The organism is Streptomyces sp. NPDC046985 (genome assembly GCF_040644415.1).
Classification (GTDB): Bacteria; Actinomycetota; Actinomycetes; order Streptomycetales; family Streptomycetaceae; genus Streptomyces.
In genome coordinates, this window is the sequence record NZ_JBEYWK010000007.1 from 218,637 (window position 1) to 235,103 (window position 16,467).

General features: G+C 73.1%; 16 protein-coding genes. 10 read left to right on the top strand and 6 right to left on the bottom strand.

The genetic code is table 11. The annotated features are described in order from the left end of the window. Positions 1-11: 11 nt before the first annotated feature. From ABZ861_RS11715 to ABZ861_RS11725, 3 genes are all read right to left on the bottom strand, one after another. Positions 12-896, bottom strand: a complete 885-nt coding sequence (locus ABZ861_RS11715) for a VOC family protein (RefSeq protein WP_361627595.1) — start codon at positions 894-896, stop codon at positions 12-14. A gap of 237 nt (positions 897-1,133) precedes the next feature. After that, positions 1,134-2,105 (bottom strand): amidohydrolase family protein, encoded by a 972-nt coding sequence (locus ABZ861_RS11720; protein ID WP_361627598.1) that lies wholly within the window; start codon positions 2,103-2,105, stop codon positions 1,134-1,136. 511 nt (positions 2,106-2,616) lie between these two features. Next, positions 2,617-3,003, bottom strand: coding sequence for a VOC family protein (locus tag ABZ861_RS11725; protein ID WP_361627600.1), 387 nt, complete (start codon positions 3,001-3,003; stop codon positions 2,617-2,619). 75 nt (positions 3,004-3,078) lie between these two features. Between ABZ861_RS11725 and ABZ861_RS11730 the strand changes: the two genes are divergently transcribed. Beyond that, the gene (locus ABZ861_RS11730; protein ID WP_361627603.1) at positions 3,079-3,624 is read left to right on the top strand and encodes a GNAT family N-acetyltransferase; all 546 of its coding nucleotides are present in this window, start codon (positions 3,079-3,081) and stop codon (positions 3,622-3,624) included. A gap of 21 nt (positions 3,625-3,645) precedes the next feature. On the opposite strand, the gene ABZ861_RS11735 is transcribed toward ABZ861_RS11730, so the two are convergent. Next, a complete protein-coding gene (locus ABZ861_RS11735; RefSeq protein WP_361627606.1) occupies positions 3,646-4,329 on the bottom strand; it encodes a glycerophosphodiester phosphodiesterase family protein in 684 nt (227 codons plus the stop codon). 405 nt (positions 4,330-4,734) lie between these two features. Between ABZ861_RS11735 and ABZ861_RS11740 the strand changes: the two genes are divergently transcribed. The 4 genes from ABZ861_RS11740 to ABZ861_RS11755 all read left to right on the top strand — a co-directional run bounded on the left by ABZ861_RS11740 (position 4,735) and on the right by ABZ861_RS11755 (position 9,013). Further along, the gene (locus ABZ861_RS11740; protein ID WP_361627609.1) at positions 4,735-6,132 is read left to right on the top strand and encodes a DUF6421 family protein; all 1,398 of its coding nucleotides are present in this window, start codon (positions 4,735-4,737) and stop codon (positions 6,130-6,132) included. 44 nt (positions 6,133-6,176) lie between these two features. After that, a complete protein-coding gene (locus tag ABZ861_RS11745; protein WP_361627896.1) occupies positions 6,177-6,929 on the top strand; it encodes an SDR family oxidoreductase in 753 nt (250 codons plus the stop codon). Continuing rightward, positions 6,926-7,999, top strand: a complete 1,074-nt coding sequence (locus ABZ861_RS11750; protein WP_361627612.1) for a low specificity L-threonine aldolase — start codon at positions 6,926-6,928, stop codon at positions 7,997-7,999. Before ABZ861_RS11745 ends, ABZ861_RS11750 begins: the two co-directional genes overlap by 4 nt. 312 nt (positions 8,000-8,311) lie before the next feature. Beyond that, entirely contained in the window at positions 8,312-9,013 is a 702-nt protein-coding gene (locus ABZ861_RS11755; RefSeq protein WP_361627615.1) for a phenylalanine--tRNA ligase beta subunit-related protein, read from the top strand. Positions 9,014-9,169: 156 nt separating this feature from the next. On the opposite strand, the gene ABZ861_RS11760 is transcribed toward ABZ861_RS11755, so the two are convergent. Then, positions 9,170-9,898, bottom strand: a complete 729-nt coding sequence (locus ABZ861_RS11760; protein WP_361627618.1) for a lysophospholipid acyltransferase family protein — start codon at positions 9,896-9,898, stop codon at positions 9,170-9,172. A gap of 432 nt (positions 9,899-10,330) precedes the next feature. On the opposite strand from ABZ861_RS11760, the gene ABZ861_RS11765 reads away from it, so the two are divergent. From ABZ861_RS11765 to ABZ861_RS11785, 5 genes are all read left to right on the top strand, one after another. Then, on the top strand, positions 10,331-10,657 hold the full coding sequence (locus tag ABZ861_RS11765) for a thioredoxin family protein (RefSeq protein ID WP_361627621.1): 327 nt from the start codon (positions 10,331-10,333) through the stop codon (positions 10,655-10,657). 223 nt (positions 10,658-10,880) lie between these two features. Then, complete coding sequence (locus ABZ861_RS11770) at positions 10,881-11,432, top strand: flavin reductase family protein (RefSeq protein WP_361627624.1); 552 nt, start codon at positions 10,881-10,883, stop codon at positions 11,430-11,432. 291 nt (positions 11,433-11,723) lie between these two features. Beyond that, a complete protein-coding gene (locus ABZ861_RS11775) occupies positions 11,724-12,509 on the top strand; it encodes an electron transfer flavoprotein subunit beta/FixA family protein (protein WP_361627627.1) in 786 nt (261 codons plus the stop codon). Positions 12,510-12,564: 55 nt separating this feature from the next. Then, the gene (locus ABZ861_RS11780; RefSeq protein WP_361627630.1) at positions 12,565-13,527 is read left to right on the top strand and encodes an electron transfer flavoprotein subunit alpha/FixB family protein; all 963 of its coding nucleotides are present in this window, start codon (positions 12,565-12,567) and stop codon (positions 13,525-13,527) included. Positions 13,528-13,762: 235 nt separating this feature from the next. Beyond that, positions 13,763-15,067 carry an aldolase/citrate lyase family protein gene (locus tag ABZ861_RS11785; RefSeq protein WP_361627633.1) on the top strand — a complete coding sequence of 435 codons (1,305 nt, stop codon included), beginning with the start codon at positions 13,763-13,765 and terminating at the stop codon, positions 15,065-15,067. Between the two features lie 185 nt (positions 15,068-15,252). Here ABZ861_RS11785 and ABZ861_RS11790 read toward each other — a convergent pair whose 3' ends face one another. Next, complete coding sequence (locus ABZ861_RS11790; RefSeq protein ID WP_361627636.1) at positions 15,253-16,326, bottom strand: LacI family DNA-binding transcriptional regulator; 1,074 nt, start codon at positions 16,324-16,326, stop codon at positions 15,253-15,255. Positions 16,327-16,467 lie beyond the last annotated feature (141 nt).

Here is a 16,467-nt window from a genome sequence, read left to right on the forward strand (position 1 = left end):
GCCCCGCGCCCTTACCCGGCTCCGCCGCCCCGCGCCGCCCCACCGTGTCCGGGAGCCGTCCCGCCCGGCCCCGCCGCAGCCTGACCGGCCTCGTCCACCGCGGGCGCCTCCTGCCAGGACTCAGGCCCCTCGGTCTCCTCGTCCCCGGCCTGGTACACGCCGAACGCCGCGCCCTGTGGGTCCCGCAGCACCGCGATGCGCGGACCGGAGGCGACGGAGGTGGGCGCCTGGAGGGCACGGCCGCCGGCCCGGTCCGCCACCTCCGCCGTCGCGTCCACGTCCTCGACCGCGAAGTACGGCAGCCAGTGCGGCGGCACGTCGGCCGGGAAGCCCTCGTGCAGCGCCGTCACCCCGCCGAAGTCCATGCCGTGCAGCCCCCACTGCGTGTACCACTCCGAGGCGTTGACGCTCCACCCGAACACCTCGGTGTAGAAGTCCCGGGCCCGCTTGACCTCCCGGGTGGCCAGTTCCACCCAGCCCAGCGCGCCGGGCCGGTTGAACACCCCGGCCCCGGGGAAGTCCCGGGCCTGCCACATCTGGAAGGCCGCGCCGGACGGATCGAGGGCCACGGTGCGCCGGCCCTCGTCGAAGACGTCCATGGGGCCGCGGATCACCGTGCCGCCGGCCTCCGCCACCCGGTTCGCGGCCGTGTCGGCGTCGGCGACGGCGAACGAGACGTTCCAGGCGACCGGCTGCGTGGGCCGGTACAGCGGTCCGAGTCCGGCGACCGCCGCGCCCTTCAGCCGGGCGACGGTGTACCCGAGCAGCTCCGGACGGGTGTCCGCGTCGCACCGCCAGCCGAACACCTCGCCGTAGAACCGCTTGGCCGCGTCCAGGTCGCTGGTCCCCAGTTCCGCCCAGCAGGGGCCGCCGATCACCGGCTTGTCGAACTCCATGGCACTCCTCCGGGAAGGCTCACTCCTGCCCTCAGCACGCTAACGCCGGTCACCCACGGTGGCCACCGGGACACGTGCGGTCGGTGGGAGCGCTCACGCCGGGACCCTCGCCTCGGGCGCCCTCCCCACTCGGCCCGGTCTCGCCGAGCGGAGGCCGGGTACAGGCCCCGGAGGCCGGGTGCAGGCCCCGGAGGCCGAGCGAAGCCCCGTAGGCCGAGCGGACCTACGGAGGCGGGCCTACCGGTCGAGTCGCAGGATGCGCTCGGCGTTGCCGTACGCGACGCGTGCCTTGTCGGCGGGGGCGAGTGGGGCGGTGCGCATGAACTCCGCCGCCGGCACGCTCTCCTCGTAGGGGTAGTCGACCGAGAACATCACGTTGTCGACGCCGATCGTCTGGACGGCGTCCATCAGGGCCGGGTGCGAGAACACGCCGGACGTCGTGATGGCGATGTTGGCGCCGAAGTACGCGGAGGGCGGCTTCTCCAGATGGTTCTGGTACTGGGGGTCGAGGTCGCGGAACCGGATGTCGACGCGGAACAACTGGGCGGGCAGGAACTCGCCCATATGGCCCAGGATGACCTGCGCGCCGGGGAACCGGTCGAAGACGCCGCCGAAGATCAGCCGCAGCGCGTGTCCACCGGTCCTGTGGTTCCAGCTCCACAGCGCGTGGTCCAGGCCCGGGTAACCCTCCAGCACGTGCCAGGCGTCGGACGGCACCGGGTTCGGGTGAAGGTAGAGCGCGACGCCGAGTTGCTGGAGCGCCTCCCAGAACGGCGCGTACCGCGGCTCGTCCAGGTAGTGGCCCAGCGTGTGATCGTTGACCAGGACCCCGCACAGGCCCAGCTCGTCCACGGCGCGGCGCAGCTCGGCGACGGCCTGGTCCGGATCCTGCAAAGGGACGGCGGCCAGACCCTGGAACCGGTCCGGGCGCTCGCGGACGACGGCGGCGAGGAAGTCGTTGGCCGCACGCGCGTCGGCCACCGCGACCTTCGGATCCGGCTGCATCTGGATGCCGGGAGCGGTCAGCGACAGCACCTGCATGTCGATGCCGGCCTCGTCCATCTCCGGGAGACGGAACTCCGTGAAGTCGCCCAGCCTCCGCTCCCAGTCGGCCTGCTTGACGGGCTTCACCGGGCTGCGACCCTCGATGGTGCCGTCGGTCTCCAGCCCGTCGTACCAGAACGCTTCTTCGAGGGCTATCAACTTCATCTGACGCACTCCGTTCTCTCCTCGTGCCGCCGACGACGTCGCCCGTTCGCGGCGGACCGGCGGGGACGGGCACCAGTGCTTTCCGCCGCGTTTCCGCCGCGTTCGAGACCTTCGCGACCGGGGAGCGGGATGCCGTGCGGAAGACGAGAGCTCCCCGGGGGCGGCTACGCGTCACGCGCGTGGACGTCGCACCGACCGGGCCGCGCGTCCCGCGAGAGGCAGCGGACCAGGGCGCCCGCACCGCGGCGGCGGCCCCCGAGTATCCCCGGTCAGCGACGTCGCGGCAGATCACGCCGCGGGAACGGGCGACCGGCGCGCCGCTCTTCGAGCGCCGCCCCCGAAGGTTTTGAGCCTACTCGGGAGGGCCGCGTCCCGCCGCACAGGACCGCGGCGCCCGGCCGCCAGCCGCGGACCCGGCCCCGAGCGGAAGCGGAAGCGAGAGCGGGAGCGGACCGACGACCGGCGGCCGGGCGCCGCGCCGCACGCCGTGGGCCGACCCGCACCGGCGACCTCACGCGCGGTACCGCAGCGGATGGTCCGCCGGCACCTCGACCAGCGCGATCGGCGTGCCGTCCGGATCGGCGATCCACATCTCGATCAGCCCCCACGGCTCCCGCACCGGCGGCCGCACGATCTCCACGTCCCCGGCCCGCAGCTCCTCGTGGGCCGCGGCCACGTCCGCCACCTGGAGCCAGAGCCGCACGGCCGGGGAGCGCGGGGCGTCGGAGCGGCCGGACAGCTCGAGGAACCCGCCGCCGAGGAAGTAGACGGTGCCGCGTTCGGGCCCCGTGCCGAACTCGCGGTAGACGGTCAGGCCGAGCCGCTCGCCGTAGAAGACGCGCGAGCGCTCGGGGTCCGAGGGCTGGAGCAGGGTCCGGCTGCTGAGCACATGCACCATGCGTCCGCACCCTAGTGGCAGGATGGTCCTCTCCTCCGACCTGCCGCGCCAGAGCACCGAAAGGCACTCCTTCCCATGAACGCCGACACCCGCGCCGCCGCCCTGACGTTCCGCGACGCCACCCCCGCCGACGTGGACGGCCTCGTGGCGCTGGTGGAGTCGGCGTACCGGGGCGACGCCAGCCGGGCCGGCTGGACCACCGAGGCGGACATCCTCGACGGGCAGCGCACGGACCCAGAGGGCGTGCTGGCCGTGATCGAGGCCGCCGACAGCAGGCTGCTGACGGTGGAGCGGGACGGCCGCCTGGTCGCCTGCTGCCATCTCGAGCACCGCGGGCAGCACGCCTACTTCGGCATGTTCGCGGTCAGCCCGGCGCTCCAGGGCGCGGGCCTCGGCAAGCTGATCATCGCCGAGGCCGAGCGACAGGCCCGCGAGACCTGGGGCGCGCGCGAGATGCACATGACGGTGATCACCGTCCGCGAGGAGCTGATCGCCTGGTACGAGCGGCGCGGCTACCGCCGTACGGGCAGAACGAGCGCCTTCCCGTACGGCGACGAGCGCTTCGGCGTCCCCCTGCGCGACGACCTGTGCTTCGAACTGCTGGTCAAGGATCTCGCCTGAGCCGTAGGCCGCCGGGCGGCGTCACGCGGTGAAGCGGCCTGTGCGCTTGATGTCCGGGTAGTCCGTGGTCGCCCCGTCCAGTTCGAGGGCGCGCACGAGCCGCAGGTGGTCCAGGGTGTTCACCACCCAGGCGACGATCCGCAGATCCGCCTCCCGCGCTCGTTCGACGACCTCCAGGGTGAGCCGGCGGACGTTGAGCACGAGCGTGGCCGCGCCGGCCTTCACGGCGCGGTCGACGACCTCCGTGCCGTAGTGGTCGGCCACCAGCGCCGTGCGGACGCCGGGCACCAGGCGGGCCACCTCGGCGATCGCCTCGTCGTGGAAGGACAGCACCTCCACCCGGGGGACCAGGCGCCGTCGGTTCATCACCTCCGCCAGGCTCCGTGCCGCCGCCACGTCCTTGATCTCGGCCTGCAGCGGGGCGTCCACCGCGTCCAGGACCTCCTCGAAGACGGGGATCCGCTCGCCGCGTCCGGCGTCGAGCGCCCGCAGCTCTGCGAGGGTCTTCTCGGCGATCGGACCGCTGCCGTCGGTCGTGCGGTCCACGTCGGCGTCGTGCATGACGACGAGGGCGCCGTCCTTGCTCAGGTGCAGATCGAGTTCGATGACGTCGAGGCCGGCCTCCTGGGCGGCCTGGAACGAACGCAGGGTGTTCTCAGGTTCGACACCCATGATTCCGCGGTGACCGATGGTAAGGAAGTTCAAGGTTCAACTCGCTTCCGTCGACGGCGGCTCGGCGCCCGCGCGGACTGCGGGGACCCCCGTCGTCCGCCCGGCAGAGCCGCAGCCTAACCGCCCGCGACGCCGGTGAACCCGTGCCTGCGCGCAGCAGTGGGGTGACGGGCGGGACTGCGGGGGCGTGTCCGCCGGGACGGACGCTCCCGCGCGGGAGCGACGCCCATCGGGCCGGCGCCCGGCGGGGCGCCGCCCCAGCCGCCCCGCCCGTCACCCGAACGGCGCACAGGGAGCGGCCGCCGCTCGGGCGCCGGACAGGAAAATGAGCGGTGAAGGCGAGGGTGCGCAGGATAATTTCCGGAGGGCGCCCTTGCTGGGAGAAACCTCGTATGTATACGGTCTCCTTACGCGAGCTTCTCCCGTGGAGGATGGATCATGACGGAAATTCTTGTGCAGATGGGTGCGGAAGGACAGCTTCCGCCGTCGGGCAGGGTGGTCGAGCACCCGGCGTGGCCCGTGCTCAAGGATGCCGTCGAGCGGATCCGGCCCTGGCAGTCGAAGGACGGCTCCATAGACCTCGACGCCGAGAGCGCTCCCGCGCGCGCGGACGCCGAGTCCCTCGTGCGCCGCGTGGCCGACGCCGTCGCGGAGCTGTCCCCCCTGTTGCCGCACGACGCCGACTACCACCAGGCGCTCGTGCGGGACCTGCACCGCTGGGCGGAGGACGGCTTCCAGACGCCGGACTTCCTCGACTCGCTGCTGGCCTTCCAGCCCGCCGCGCAGCGCGCCGACGGCCTCCAGCACCTGGTCGTCTTCCCCATGTACACGCAGAACGGCAACCCGGACCGCAACCTGGAGGCGGTCGTGCTGCGCATGGTCTGGCCGGACTGGCTGGCCGAGCTGGAGCGCACCCGCTACGACAACCCGCTGTTCTGCGGCATCACCTTCGAGGACTTCACGGCCGGTTACGACACCAACTCGGCCGTCCTCTTCCCCGAGACCATCGCCGTGCGCGAAGCGCCGAAACGATTCTCCTGGGGCGGCATCTTCTGCGACCGCGAGGCCGCCCGCTTCCGCCGGGTGACCGCCGCCGCCGTGGACCTCCTCGGCGTGGAGCTCCCCGAGGACGTCGCCGCGATGATCCTCGACCAGAAGCGGTGCGAGGAGGCGTTCGTGCTGTGGGACATGGTCCACGACCGCACCCACAGCCACGGCGACCTGCCGTTCGACCCGTTCATGATCAAGCAGCGCCAGCCGTTCTGGATGTACGGCCTGGAGGAGCTGCGCTGCGACCTGACCGCCTTCAAGGAGGCCGTCAAGCTCCAGGCGGACGGCGTCGCCCAGGCCCGTGACGTGCAGTACGCCGTGCTGTTCGACCGCATGTTCCGCTTCCCGGTCACCGGCGAGCGGGTGCGCAACTACGACGGCCTCGGCGGCCAGCTCCTCTTCGCCTACCTCCACCGGCACGACGTGGTGCGCTGGACCGACAACAAGCTGTCCATCGACTGGGAGCGCGCCCCGCAGGTCACCAACCAGCTCTGCGCCGAGATCGAGAAGCTGTACCGGGACGGCATCGACCGCCCGAAGCTGGTGCACTGGTTCGCCGGCTACGAGCTGGTCTCCTCCTTCGTCTCCCCGCACCCCGGCTCCAAGTGGGCCAAGGGCCCCGACGCCCTCGACCTCACCCAGCCGCCGCGCAAGCTCGTCGACGACGTGCTTCCGGACGAGTTTCCGCTGAGCATGTTCTTCGAGGCGCTGGCCAAGAGGCTCAAGAATGTGATCGCCTCGACCAAGGGCATCACGGCCGACGGCGCCGAGCGGATCGCCGCGTGAGCGACCGCACCGAGAACAGCGGGAACACCGCTCAGGAGGAGACCATGGGGAACGGGAACGGGCCGCTGAGCGGCGCGGTCATCGCGGTGGCGGGGGCGGGCGGCCCCGCGGGCCGGGCGACGCTGCTCCGGCTCGCGGAGGCGGGCGCGACGGTGATCGGCGCCGACAACGACCCCGAGCGGCTCTCGGAGGCCGTGGACGCGGCCCGCTACGCGTCCGGCGGCGCCAGCGTCATCGGGGACACGGTCGACCTGCTCGACCTCCAGTCCACCCGCGACTGGGCGGCGCACATCGAGAAGGACTTCGGCCGGGTCGACGGCCTGGTCCACCTCGTCGGCGGCTGGCGCGGCAGCGAGACCTTCACCAAGACCAGCCTCGACGACTGGGACTTCCTCGAACTGCTGCTGATCCGCACCGTGCAGCACACCTCCCTCGCCTTCCACGAGGCGCTCCAGCGCAGCGAGCGCGGGCGGTACCTGCTGATCAGCGCGGCGGGCGCGAGCGCGCCCACGGCCGGCAACGCCGCCTACGCCTCCGCCAAGGCGGCCGCCGAGGCGTGGACGCTGGCCATGGCCGACTACTTCCGCAAGGCCGGGGGCCCCGACGGTCCGACGTCGGCGGCTGCGATCCTGGTGGTGAAGGCGTTGGTGCACGACGCGATGCGCGCCGACCGCCCCAACGCGAAGTTCGCGGGCTTCACGGACGTCAAGGACCTCGCCGAGGGCATCGCCGACGTCTGGGACGAGTCCGCCGCGGAAGTGAACGGGAAACGCCTGTGGCTGACCGAGAAGCCGTGAACCCTCCCCGGACCGACGCGCGTCGCCACCACGACCCGGAGGTCCGCGGCTTCGCCAGCGACAACTACGCCGGGGTGCACCCGGAGGTGCTCGCCGCCCTGGCCCTGGCCAACGGCGGCCACCAGGTCGCGTACGGCGAGGACGACTACACCGGCAACCTCCAGCGGATCGTCCGCGGCCACTTCGGCGCGTCCGCCGAGGCGTACCCGGTGTTCAACGGCACCGGCGCCAACGTCGTCGCGCTCCAGGCGCTCACCGACCGCTGGGGCGCGGTGATCTGCGCGGAGAGCGCGCACATCAACGTCGACGAGGGCGGCGCCCCCGAGCGCGTGGGCGGCCTGAAGCTGCTCACCGTGCCCACGCCGGACGGCAAGCTCACGCCCGAGCTGATCGACCGGCAGGCATACGGCTGGGAGGACGAGCACCGGGCGATGCCGCAGGTCGTGTCGATCACCCAGAGCACGGAGCTGGGCACCCTGTACACGCCCGGGGAGATCCGCGCGATCTGCGAGCACGCCCACGCGCACGGCATGCGCGTGCACCTGGACGGCGCCCGGATCGCCAACGCGGCCGCCTCCCTGGACGTCCCCATGCGGACGTTCACCAACGCGGCCGGCGTCGACGTGCTGTCGCTGGGCGGGACCAAGAACGGCGCCATGTTCGGCGAGGCCGTCGTGGTCATCGACCAGGGCGCCGTGCGGCGGATGAAGCACATCCGCAAGATGAGCATGCAGCTCGCCTCCAAGATGCGCTTCGTGTCGGTGCAGTTGGAGGCGCTGCTCGCCAAGGACCTGTGGCTGCGCAACGCCCGGCACGCCAACGAGATGGCCCAGCGGCTCGCGGAGGGCGTGCGGGCGGTGGACGGGGTGGAGATCCTCTACCCGGTGCAGGCCAACGGCGTCTTCGCCAAGCTGCCGCATGACGTGAGCGAACGCTTGCAGAAGCGGTTCCGCTTCTACTTCTGGGACGAGACCGCCGGGGTCGTGCGCTGGATGTGCTCCTTCGACACGGCGGAGGACGACGTGGACGCGTTCGTGGCCGCGCTGAAGGAGGAGATGGCGCGCCGGTAGCCACGCGCTCCGGTCGGAACGGCGCGAAGGGATGCGGTCACACGCCTAGAGAGGCGAGTGGCCGCATCGTCGTGTCCGGGGGCCGGGGGCCGGGGGCCGGGCGGCCGGAGGACCGGGGGAGGTGAGGGGGAGCGGATCCGGGGCGCCGCGAGGCGCCAGCGGTTCATCGCGAGGACGACAGTCCAATGAGATGCACTTTTCAGTGTTGTATGCTGAACCTCGCCCGCTCGTCCCGAGTGCCCTGGGGGCCGCCCGGCCCACCAGAGCCGTCGAGGACCCCGCTGCCGCACTCCGATCACGAGGCGAGAGAACATGACGCTCACACTCATCGTGTCCGACGAGGTCCGCGCCCTCGCGCCCGGCTTCACGCACGTCGCCGTCGAAGCGCACGGCCTGGTCAACGGGCCGAGCAGCGAGGCCAGTTCGGCGCTGCTGGACGACGCGGCCAGGCGTCTGGCCGCGCGTCTGGACGGCCGGGCGCCGCATGAGGACGCGCACATGGCCGCCTGGCGCGAGGTGTACACGGCGTTCGGATCGAAGCCGTCCCGCACCCGCAACTCCGCCGAGGCGCTGGCGAAGCGCGCCCTGTCCGACGCCGGTCTGCCCCGCGTCAACGTCCTCGTCGACCTCTACAACGCCGTCAGCGTCGCGCACCTCATCCCGGTCGGCGGGGAGGATCTCGACCTGATCCAGGGCGCCATGAGCCTGGTGCGCGCCACGGGCGAGGAGGACTTCCCGACGGTGGCCGGAGGCGAGGAGGTCGTCGAGCACCCGGACGCGGGCGAGGCGGTGTGGCGCGACGAGGCCGGCGTCACCTGCCGCCGCTGGAACTGGCGCCAGGGTCCGCGCACCCGTCTGACCGAGCGGACCGCCTCCGCCGTCTTCCTGCTGGAGAGCCTGGCCCCCATGCCGGTGCCGCAGGTGCAGGCCGCGGCGGTCGAACTCGCCGAGTCGCTGGAGAAGTTCAGTCCCGGCGCGCGCATCACCGTACGGGCGCCGGAGCCGTCCCGCTGACGCCTCACAGCGGCTCGCGTCGGCGCGGCGCCGGTCGCTCATGGGCGGTGCGGGCGGCACGCGATACGCGGGCGGCGCGTGAGGCGTCGCCGGTGCGGGTGGCGCGGTGGCGCGGTGGTGCGGGTGGTGCGGGAGGGTGGGGGAGCGGTCGCCGTCTCAGAGCGCCCCGGCCGTGCGCAGGTCCTCCGGAGTCGGGGCCGTGCCGCCGAGGTGGGCGGGCATCCACCAGGTGTCCTGGGCGTCCCGGGGGCGCACCGGGTAAGCGCGCTGGGCGGCCTCCAGCAACTCCTGGACGCGCTCGCGCAGTCGGCGCGTGATAGCGCCCGCGTACTGGTCGCGCGGCGCCTCCAGCGCCTCGCCCACCCGGATCGTGACGGGGGTGTGGCTGCGCCCGAAGTTGCGCGGCTGGCCCTTGGTCCACAGTCGCTGGGTGCCCCACACGGCCATCGGGATCAGCGGGACCCCGGCCTCCTGGGCCAGCCGCGCCGCGCCGGACTTGAAGCTCTTGAGCGTGAAGGACTCCGAGATGGTCGCCTCGGGGAACACCCCGACCACCTCGCCGGACTTCAGCGAGTCAAGGGCGTGCGCGTAGGCCGCCTCGCCCTGGCTGCGGTCCACCGGGATGTGCTTCATGCCGCGCATCAGCGGCCCCGAGATCCGGTGCCGGAACACGGACTCCTTGGCCATGAAGCGCACCAGGCGATTCTGCGGGAGGGCGGCCAGTCCGTCGAAGATGAAGTCCAGGTAGCTGATGTGATTGCTCACCAGCACGGCGCCGCCCGAGCGCGGAATGTTCTCCGACCCACGGCAGTCGATCCGGAGGTCCCACACCTTGAACATCGTGCGGGCGAATCCGATGACGGGACGGTAGACGAGCTCGGCCATGGGCGGGGCGGACCCTTCTGTCTGCCTGGGAAGGGGTGAATCCCGGCGGAAGTTACGCTGCCGTAGGTTTACGGCCTGTCGCAGATCGTGCCTGAAGAACGGCCCGGTAGCCAGTCTGCGTGCCCGTCCGGGGCGAGATTCTCGTCACGTCTCCCTCCTCCGGCTCCGTGCTGCGCCCGTCCGACGGCGCCTCAGTGCGCACTCCTCACCCACCGTCACCCGCCGTGACGACGGCGGCCGGTGCGGCGTGGGCGAACCCCGGGGCGGGGGTGGACGGCCGTGGCGCGGCGCGCCCGCCTGCGCCGGCGTCCGAGGGGCAAGCGGTGCGGGAGGGAGACCCGAGTCGAGGGGTGGGAATCCCCGCCGTCTCGGGAACGCTGTAGCGATGACCGGCCGGAAGGCGACCGGTCGGGACGGAGCGGGAGGACTCGCGTGCGCGGGCAGGACGACGGCGGACGGCTGGGCGCGGCCGAGTTGGGCGGCGATCTGGGGGAGCGCGCCACGCTGGTGCAGTTCTCCAGCGCCTTCTGCGCCCCCTGCCGGGCGACCCGGCGGGTGCTCGGTCAGGTGGCGGCCCTCGTCCCCGGCGTCGCCCACGTCGACGTCGACGCCGAGGCCCATCTGGACCTGGTGCGCGCGCTCGACGTCGTCAGGACGCCGACCGTGCTCGTCCTCGACGCGGACGGCCGGATCGTGCGGCGGGCCGCCGGGCAACCGCGTACGGCCGACGTCCTGGCGGCGCTGGAGGAGGCGCTGTGAAGCACCGGGACGTGACGCCGCCCCACCTCCCGGATGCTGGGACGCACTTGACTGTGTGCACCACCTATCCTCAACCTGGCCTCATGTCATGGGAACTACTGCTGGGGCTCTCCGAGTGCGATCGCCACGGGGCGGCGATCCCCGCCCGCACTGCGAGCGGGCGCTGTCCGGGCTGTTGAGCAGCCACGGATCCCGCGCTTCCGCCCAGCAGAAGGACAGTTCGATGACGGCCCCGTCCCCTCTCGCCTCCGCCGCCTCCGCCGCTTCTTCGCCCTCCCCGCTCTCCCGGCTCTCCCGGCCCGCCTCTCCCGATCTGCTGCGCTCCGTCTTCCGGCGGCACGCGGCGGGCGTGGCGGTGGTCACGGCGCGCGGCGAGGCAGGACCGGTCGGCTTCACCGCCACCTCGCTGACCTCCGTCTCGGCCGAGCCGCCGCTGATCTCCTTCGGCGTCGGGGCCGGCAGCTCCAGTTGGCCGACGATCTCCCACGCCGAGCACATCGGCGTCCACATACTCGGCGAGCACCAGGCGGAACTCGCGGCCCTCTTCGCCCGCAGCGGCGCCGACCGCTTCGCCGCGCCGACCTCCTGGCGCGAGGGCCCCGAAGGCGTGCCGGTCCTCGACGGCGTGCTGGCCTGGCTGGTGTGCCGGGTGGCGGCGCGGGTCCCGGCGGGCGACCACCGCATCGTGATCGCGGAGGTGACCCTCGGCGAGTCCGCGGGCGCCGGCCGGCCGCTGCTCTACCACCAGGGCCGCTTCAACGGCCTGCGCGACTGAGGCCGCCCCCCCCCCCCCCCCGCACCTCCCCGGCGCCCCCGCATCTCCCCGGCGCCCCCGCATCTCCCCGGCGCCCTTGCGCCTGCGCCTGCGCGACCGCCGGGTTCCGGTTACGCTGCGTTGCGAAGGTCACAGTTCAAAGCGCTTGCTTAGCGGGCAGGAACTAGGTGTACTGGTGAGTAATATTCTGGGAGGAGCGCCGGGTCGCCCCCACCGGGATCGGCCGCTTGAGGCGCCTATGCTGCCTGGTGGAAGGCAGCCCCGAAATGACGATGCAGTAGGAGAGCCGGCGTGAGCTTGAGGATCGTTGTCACTGTGAAGTACGTGCCCGACGCCACTGGCGACCGGCACTTCGCCGATGACCTGACCGTCGACCGGGACGACGTGGACGGTCTGCTCTCCGAGCTGGACGAGTATGCGGTCGAGCAGGCGCTCCAGATCGCCGAGAACGCCGACGACGCCGAGGTCACCGTGCTGACCGTCGGCCCGGAGGACGCCAAGGACGCGCTGCGCAAGGCGCTGTCGATGGGCGCCGACAAGGCGATCCACGTCGAGGACGACGACCTGCACGGCACGGACGCGCTGGGCACCTCGCTGGTGCTGGCCAAGGCCGTGGAGAAGGCCGGCTACGACCTGGTGATCTCCGGCATGGCCTCCACCGACGGCACCATGGGCGTGGTCCCGGCGCTGCTGGCCGAGCGTCTGGGCGTGCCGCAGGTCACGCTGCTGTCCGAGGTGTCCGTCGAGGGCGGCGTCGTCTCCGGCCGCCGCGACGGCGACACCGCTTCGGAGCGCCTTGAGGCGCAGCTTCCGGCGGTGGTCTCGGTGACCGACCAGTCGGGTGAGGCGCGCTACCCCTCCTTCAAGGGGATCATGGCGGCCAAGAAGAAGCCGGTGGAGTCCTGGGACCTGTCCGACCTGGACATCGACGCCGACGAGGTCGGTCTGGCGAACGCCTGGACCGCGGTCGAGTCGGCGGCCGAGCGCCCGGCGCGCACCGCGGGCACGATCGTCAAGGACGAGGGCGAGGGCGGCAAGCAGCTCGCCGAGTACCTCGCGGGCCAGAAGTTCATCTGAGCCCGCAGTCGCCGACCGCCCCCGCATACTTCGCAAGCAGGAGAGAAGAAGTCCCATGGCTGAAGTCCTCGTCTACGTCGACCACGTGGACGGCGCCGTCCGCAAGCCCACCCTGGAGCTGCTGACGCTGGCCCGCCGCCTCGGCGAGCCCGTCGCCGTCGCGCTGGGCGCCGGCGCCGCCGACACCGCCGCCGCGCTGGCCGAGCACGGTGCGGTGAAGATCCTCACGCACGACGCCTCCGAGTACGCCGACTACCTGGTCGTGCCGAAGGTGGACGCCCTCCAGGCCGCCGTCGCGGCCGTGTCCCCGGCGGCCGTCCTGTTCCCGACCTCCGCGGAGGGCAAGGAGATCGCCGCCCGTCTGGCGCTGCGCATCGGCTCCGGTCTCCTCACCGACGCCGTCGACCTGGAGGCCGGCGCCGAGGGCCCGGTGGCCACGCAGTCGGTGTTCGCCGCGTCCTTCACCACCAAGTCCCGCGTGTCCAAGGGCACCCCGGTGATCACGGTCAAGCCCAACAGCGCGGCCGTGGAGGCCGCCCCCGCCGCGGGCGCGGTGGAGGCGCTGGAGGTGTCCTTCTCCGAGGCGGCCACGGGCACCAAGGTGACCGCTCGCACGCCGCGCGAGTCGACGGGCCGCCCGGACCTCACGGAGGCGGCGATCGTGGTCTCCGGCGGCCGCGGCGTCAACGGCTCGGACAACTTCGCGCTGATCGAGGCGCTGGCGGACTCGCTGGGCGCCGCGGTGGGCGCGTCGCGTGCGGCGGTGGACGCCGGCTGGTACCCGCACACCAACCAGGTCGGTCAGACCGGCAAGTCCGTGTCGCCGCAGCTCTACATCGCCAACGGCATCTCCGGCGCGATCCAGCACCGGGCCGGCATGCAGACCTCCAAGACGATCGTGGCCGTCAACAAGGACCCCGAGGCCCCGATCTTCGACCTGGTCGACTACGGCGTGGTGGGCGACCTGTTCGAGGTCGTCCCGCAGCTCACCGAGGAGATCAAGACCCGCAAGGGCTGAGCTTCGCGTCACCGGGACCGGCCCAGGTCCTCGACGATGCCCCCGTGACCCGCCCGGTCACGGGGGCATCGTCGTGTGCGCCGGGAAGGCGCTCCCGAGGGTCCGCCGGACCGTCCGCGAGCGCCCTGCGGCCGGGCCGCGGACGGATGTTGACCCTCGGGAGATCCACGGATAGCTTCGCGCCACGGACGGCGGACCGCGGATCGCGCGGAACGGACAGCAGGAGGGCGCGGGCATGGCGCAGGGCGAGCGGGAGCGGGTCGCGACCAGCCTGGCGGGCGCGGTCAGCGCGCGGATCAACGCCTCCCTCGCGCCGGTCGACGCCGAACTGGCGCGCCGCTACCCGGGCGACCCGGGGACCCGCCAGCCCGTCCACACCGTCTACGTCCCCGGTGACGCCGTCGCCGCCGACACCCTCCGCTCCTGGGGCGACCGGGCCCTCGACGCGCTCGACGCGCACGCCCCGGACGCCGCCTCCTTCGCCGCCGTCCTCGGCCTGCCCGACGAACTCGCCGGTCCGGTCTACTCCCGGGTCCGCGCCAAGCTGGAGCGCGAGCCGATCGAAGATCTCCGCATCGACTTCGAGGACGGCTACGGGACGCGGCCCGACGCCGAGGAGGACCAGGCGGCCGCCCGCGCGGCCCGGCTGATCGCCGAGGCGTACGCCGAGGGCGCCGCCGCGCCGTCCATGGGCATCCGCGCCAAGGGCATGGAGGCGCCGGTGCGGGAGCGGGGCATCCGCACTCTCGACGTGTTCCTCACCGGCCTGACGGCGGCCGGCGCGCTGCCCGACGGCCTGGTCCTGACCCTGCCGAAGGTGACGTACCCCGAGCAGGTCACCGCGATGGTCCGGCTGCTGGAGGCGTTCGAGGAGGCGCACGGACTGGCGCCCGGCCGGCTCGGCTTCGAGATCCAGATCGAGACCAGCCAGTCCATCCTGGCCGCCGACGGCGCCGCCGCCGTCGCCCGCATGATCACGGCGTCCGAGGGCCGCGCCACGAGCCTGCACTACGGCACCTTCGACTACAGCGCCTGCCTCGGCGTGTCCGCCGCCTACCAGGCCAGCGACCACCCGGCCGCCGACCACGCCAAGGCCGTGATGCAGGTCGCCGCGGCCGGGACCGGCGTCCGCGTCTCGGACGGCTCCACCAACGTCCTGCCGGTAGGCCCCACGGAGAAGGTGCACGCCGCCTGGCGGCTGCACTACGGCCTCACCCGCCGCGCCCTGGCCCGCGCCTACTACCAGGGCTGGGACATGCACCCCGGCCACCTCCCCACGCGCTACGCGGCCGTGTTCGCCTTCTACCGCGAGGGCTTCGCGCAGGCGGCGGACCGGCTGTCCCGCTACGTCCACCGCACCGGCGGCGACGTCATGGACGAGCCCGCCACCGCCAAGGCGCTCAGCGGCTACCTGCTGCGCGGCCTGGACTGCGGCGCCCTGGACACCGGCGAGGTGGCCCGCCTGAGCGGGCTGACCCGGGCCGACCTGGAGGGTTTCGCCGCCCGGCTCCCCGGCGGTCTGACGGCGTCCGCCTCTTGAGCCGCGCCCGCCCGGAACGGGCGGCGCCTGCCCCTTGAGCCGGATCGGGCCCGCAACCGGCGACGCGCACGATGAGCCGCGCCCGGCTCGTGACCGGCGGCGTCCGCCCCCTGAGCCGCACCCGGCCCGCAACCGGCGAGGGAAACTGGGGGACGCGGCCGTCCGGTCGCCTCCCACCAACCCGCTCAGGGCGACGGCGGCAGCTCTCCCGAACCCCGCGCGATCAGCCGGGTCGGCAGCTCGATGCGCTCCGGGCCGACGCCTGCGCCGTCCAGCCTGCGGAAGAGGCGTTCGGCGGCCGTGCGGCCCAGGGCCGCCGCGTCTTGGGCGACGACGGTGAGGCCCGGCCGCAGCAGATCGGCGAGTTCGACGTCGTCGAAGCCGACCAGGGCGACCGGGCGGGGCAGTTCGGCCAGCACCCGGAGCACGGTCACCGTCACCCGGTTGTTGCCCGTGAACACGGCGGTGACCGGCTCGGGCCCGGTCAGCATCGCCTCCGCCGCCCGGCGCACCCGCTCCGGATCGGTGGCGCCCAGCGACATCCAGGAGTCCGGCGCGGTGATGCCCGCGTCCTCCATCGCGGCCTGATAGCCGCGCAGCCGCTCGGCGGCCGTGTGGATGCGGGGCATGTCGCCGATGAAGCCGATCCTGCGGTGGCCGTGCGCGATCAGGTGCGCCACGCCGTCGCGGGCGCCGCCGAAGTTGTCCGACAGCACGACGTCGGCGTCGATCCGCCCGGCGGGACGGTCCACGAACACGGTCGCGACGCCCGCCTTGATCTCCGGCTCCAGATACCGGTGGTCGCCCCCGGCCGGGATGACCACGAGGCCGTCCACCCGCCGCGCGCACAGCGCCAGCGCCAGCTCCCGTTCGCGGTCCGGGTCCTCCGCGCTGGAGCCGTTGATCAGCAGGGCGCCGTGCGCGCGGGCCACCTCCTCCACCGCGCGGCTGAGCGGCCCGTAGAACGGGTCGGCGAGATCCTCCAGGACCAGCCCGACGCTCGCCGTGCGGCCCTTGCGCAGCACCCGGGCGCTGTCGTTGCGGCGAAAGCCCAGCGCGGCGATGGCCTCCTGGACGCGCCGCTCGGTGTCCTGGGTGACCCCGGGCTCCCCGTTCACCACCCGGGAGACGGTCTTGAGGCCCACACCGGCGCGGGCCGCCACGTCCTTCATCGTCGGCCGGTTGCCGTAGCGGGTCCCGGACCGGTCGCCGGGGAGGGGGTCGGCGGAGCGGTCGGGTCGGCGGGCGGTCTCTGGCACGATGCGGCGTCCTGTCCTGTCGTCCGTGTCGGCCGCGCTCCCGGGTGCGCGGCGCGAGCGGGGTCCCTGTGAGGATGTGGCGTCGAGCATAGAGCCTGGACAACGTTGTCATGAGCAGGGGAGACTGTCCACCGCGTACTC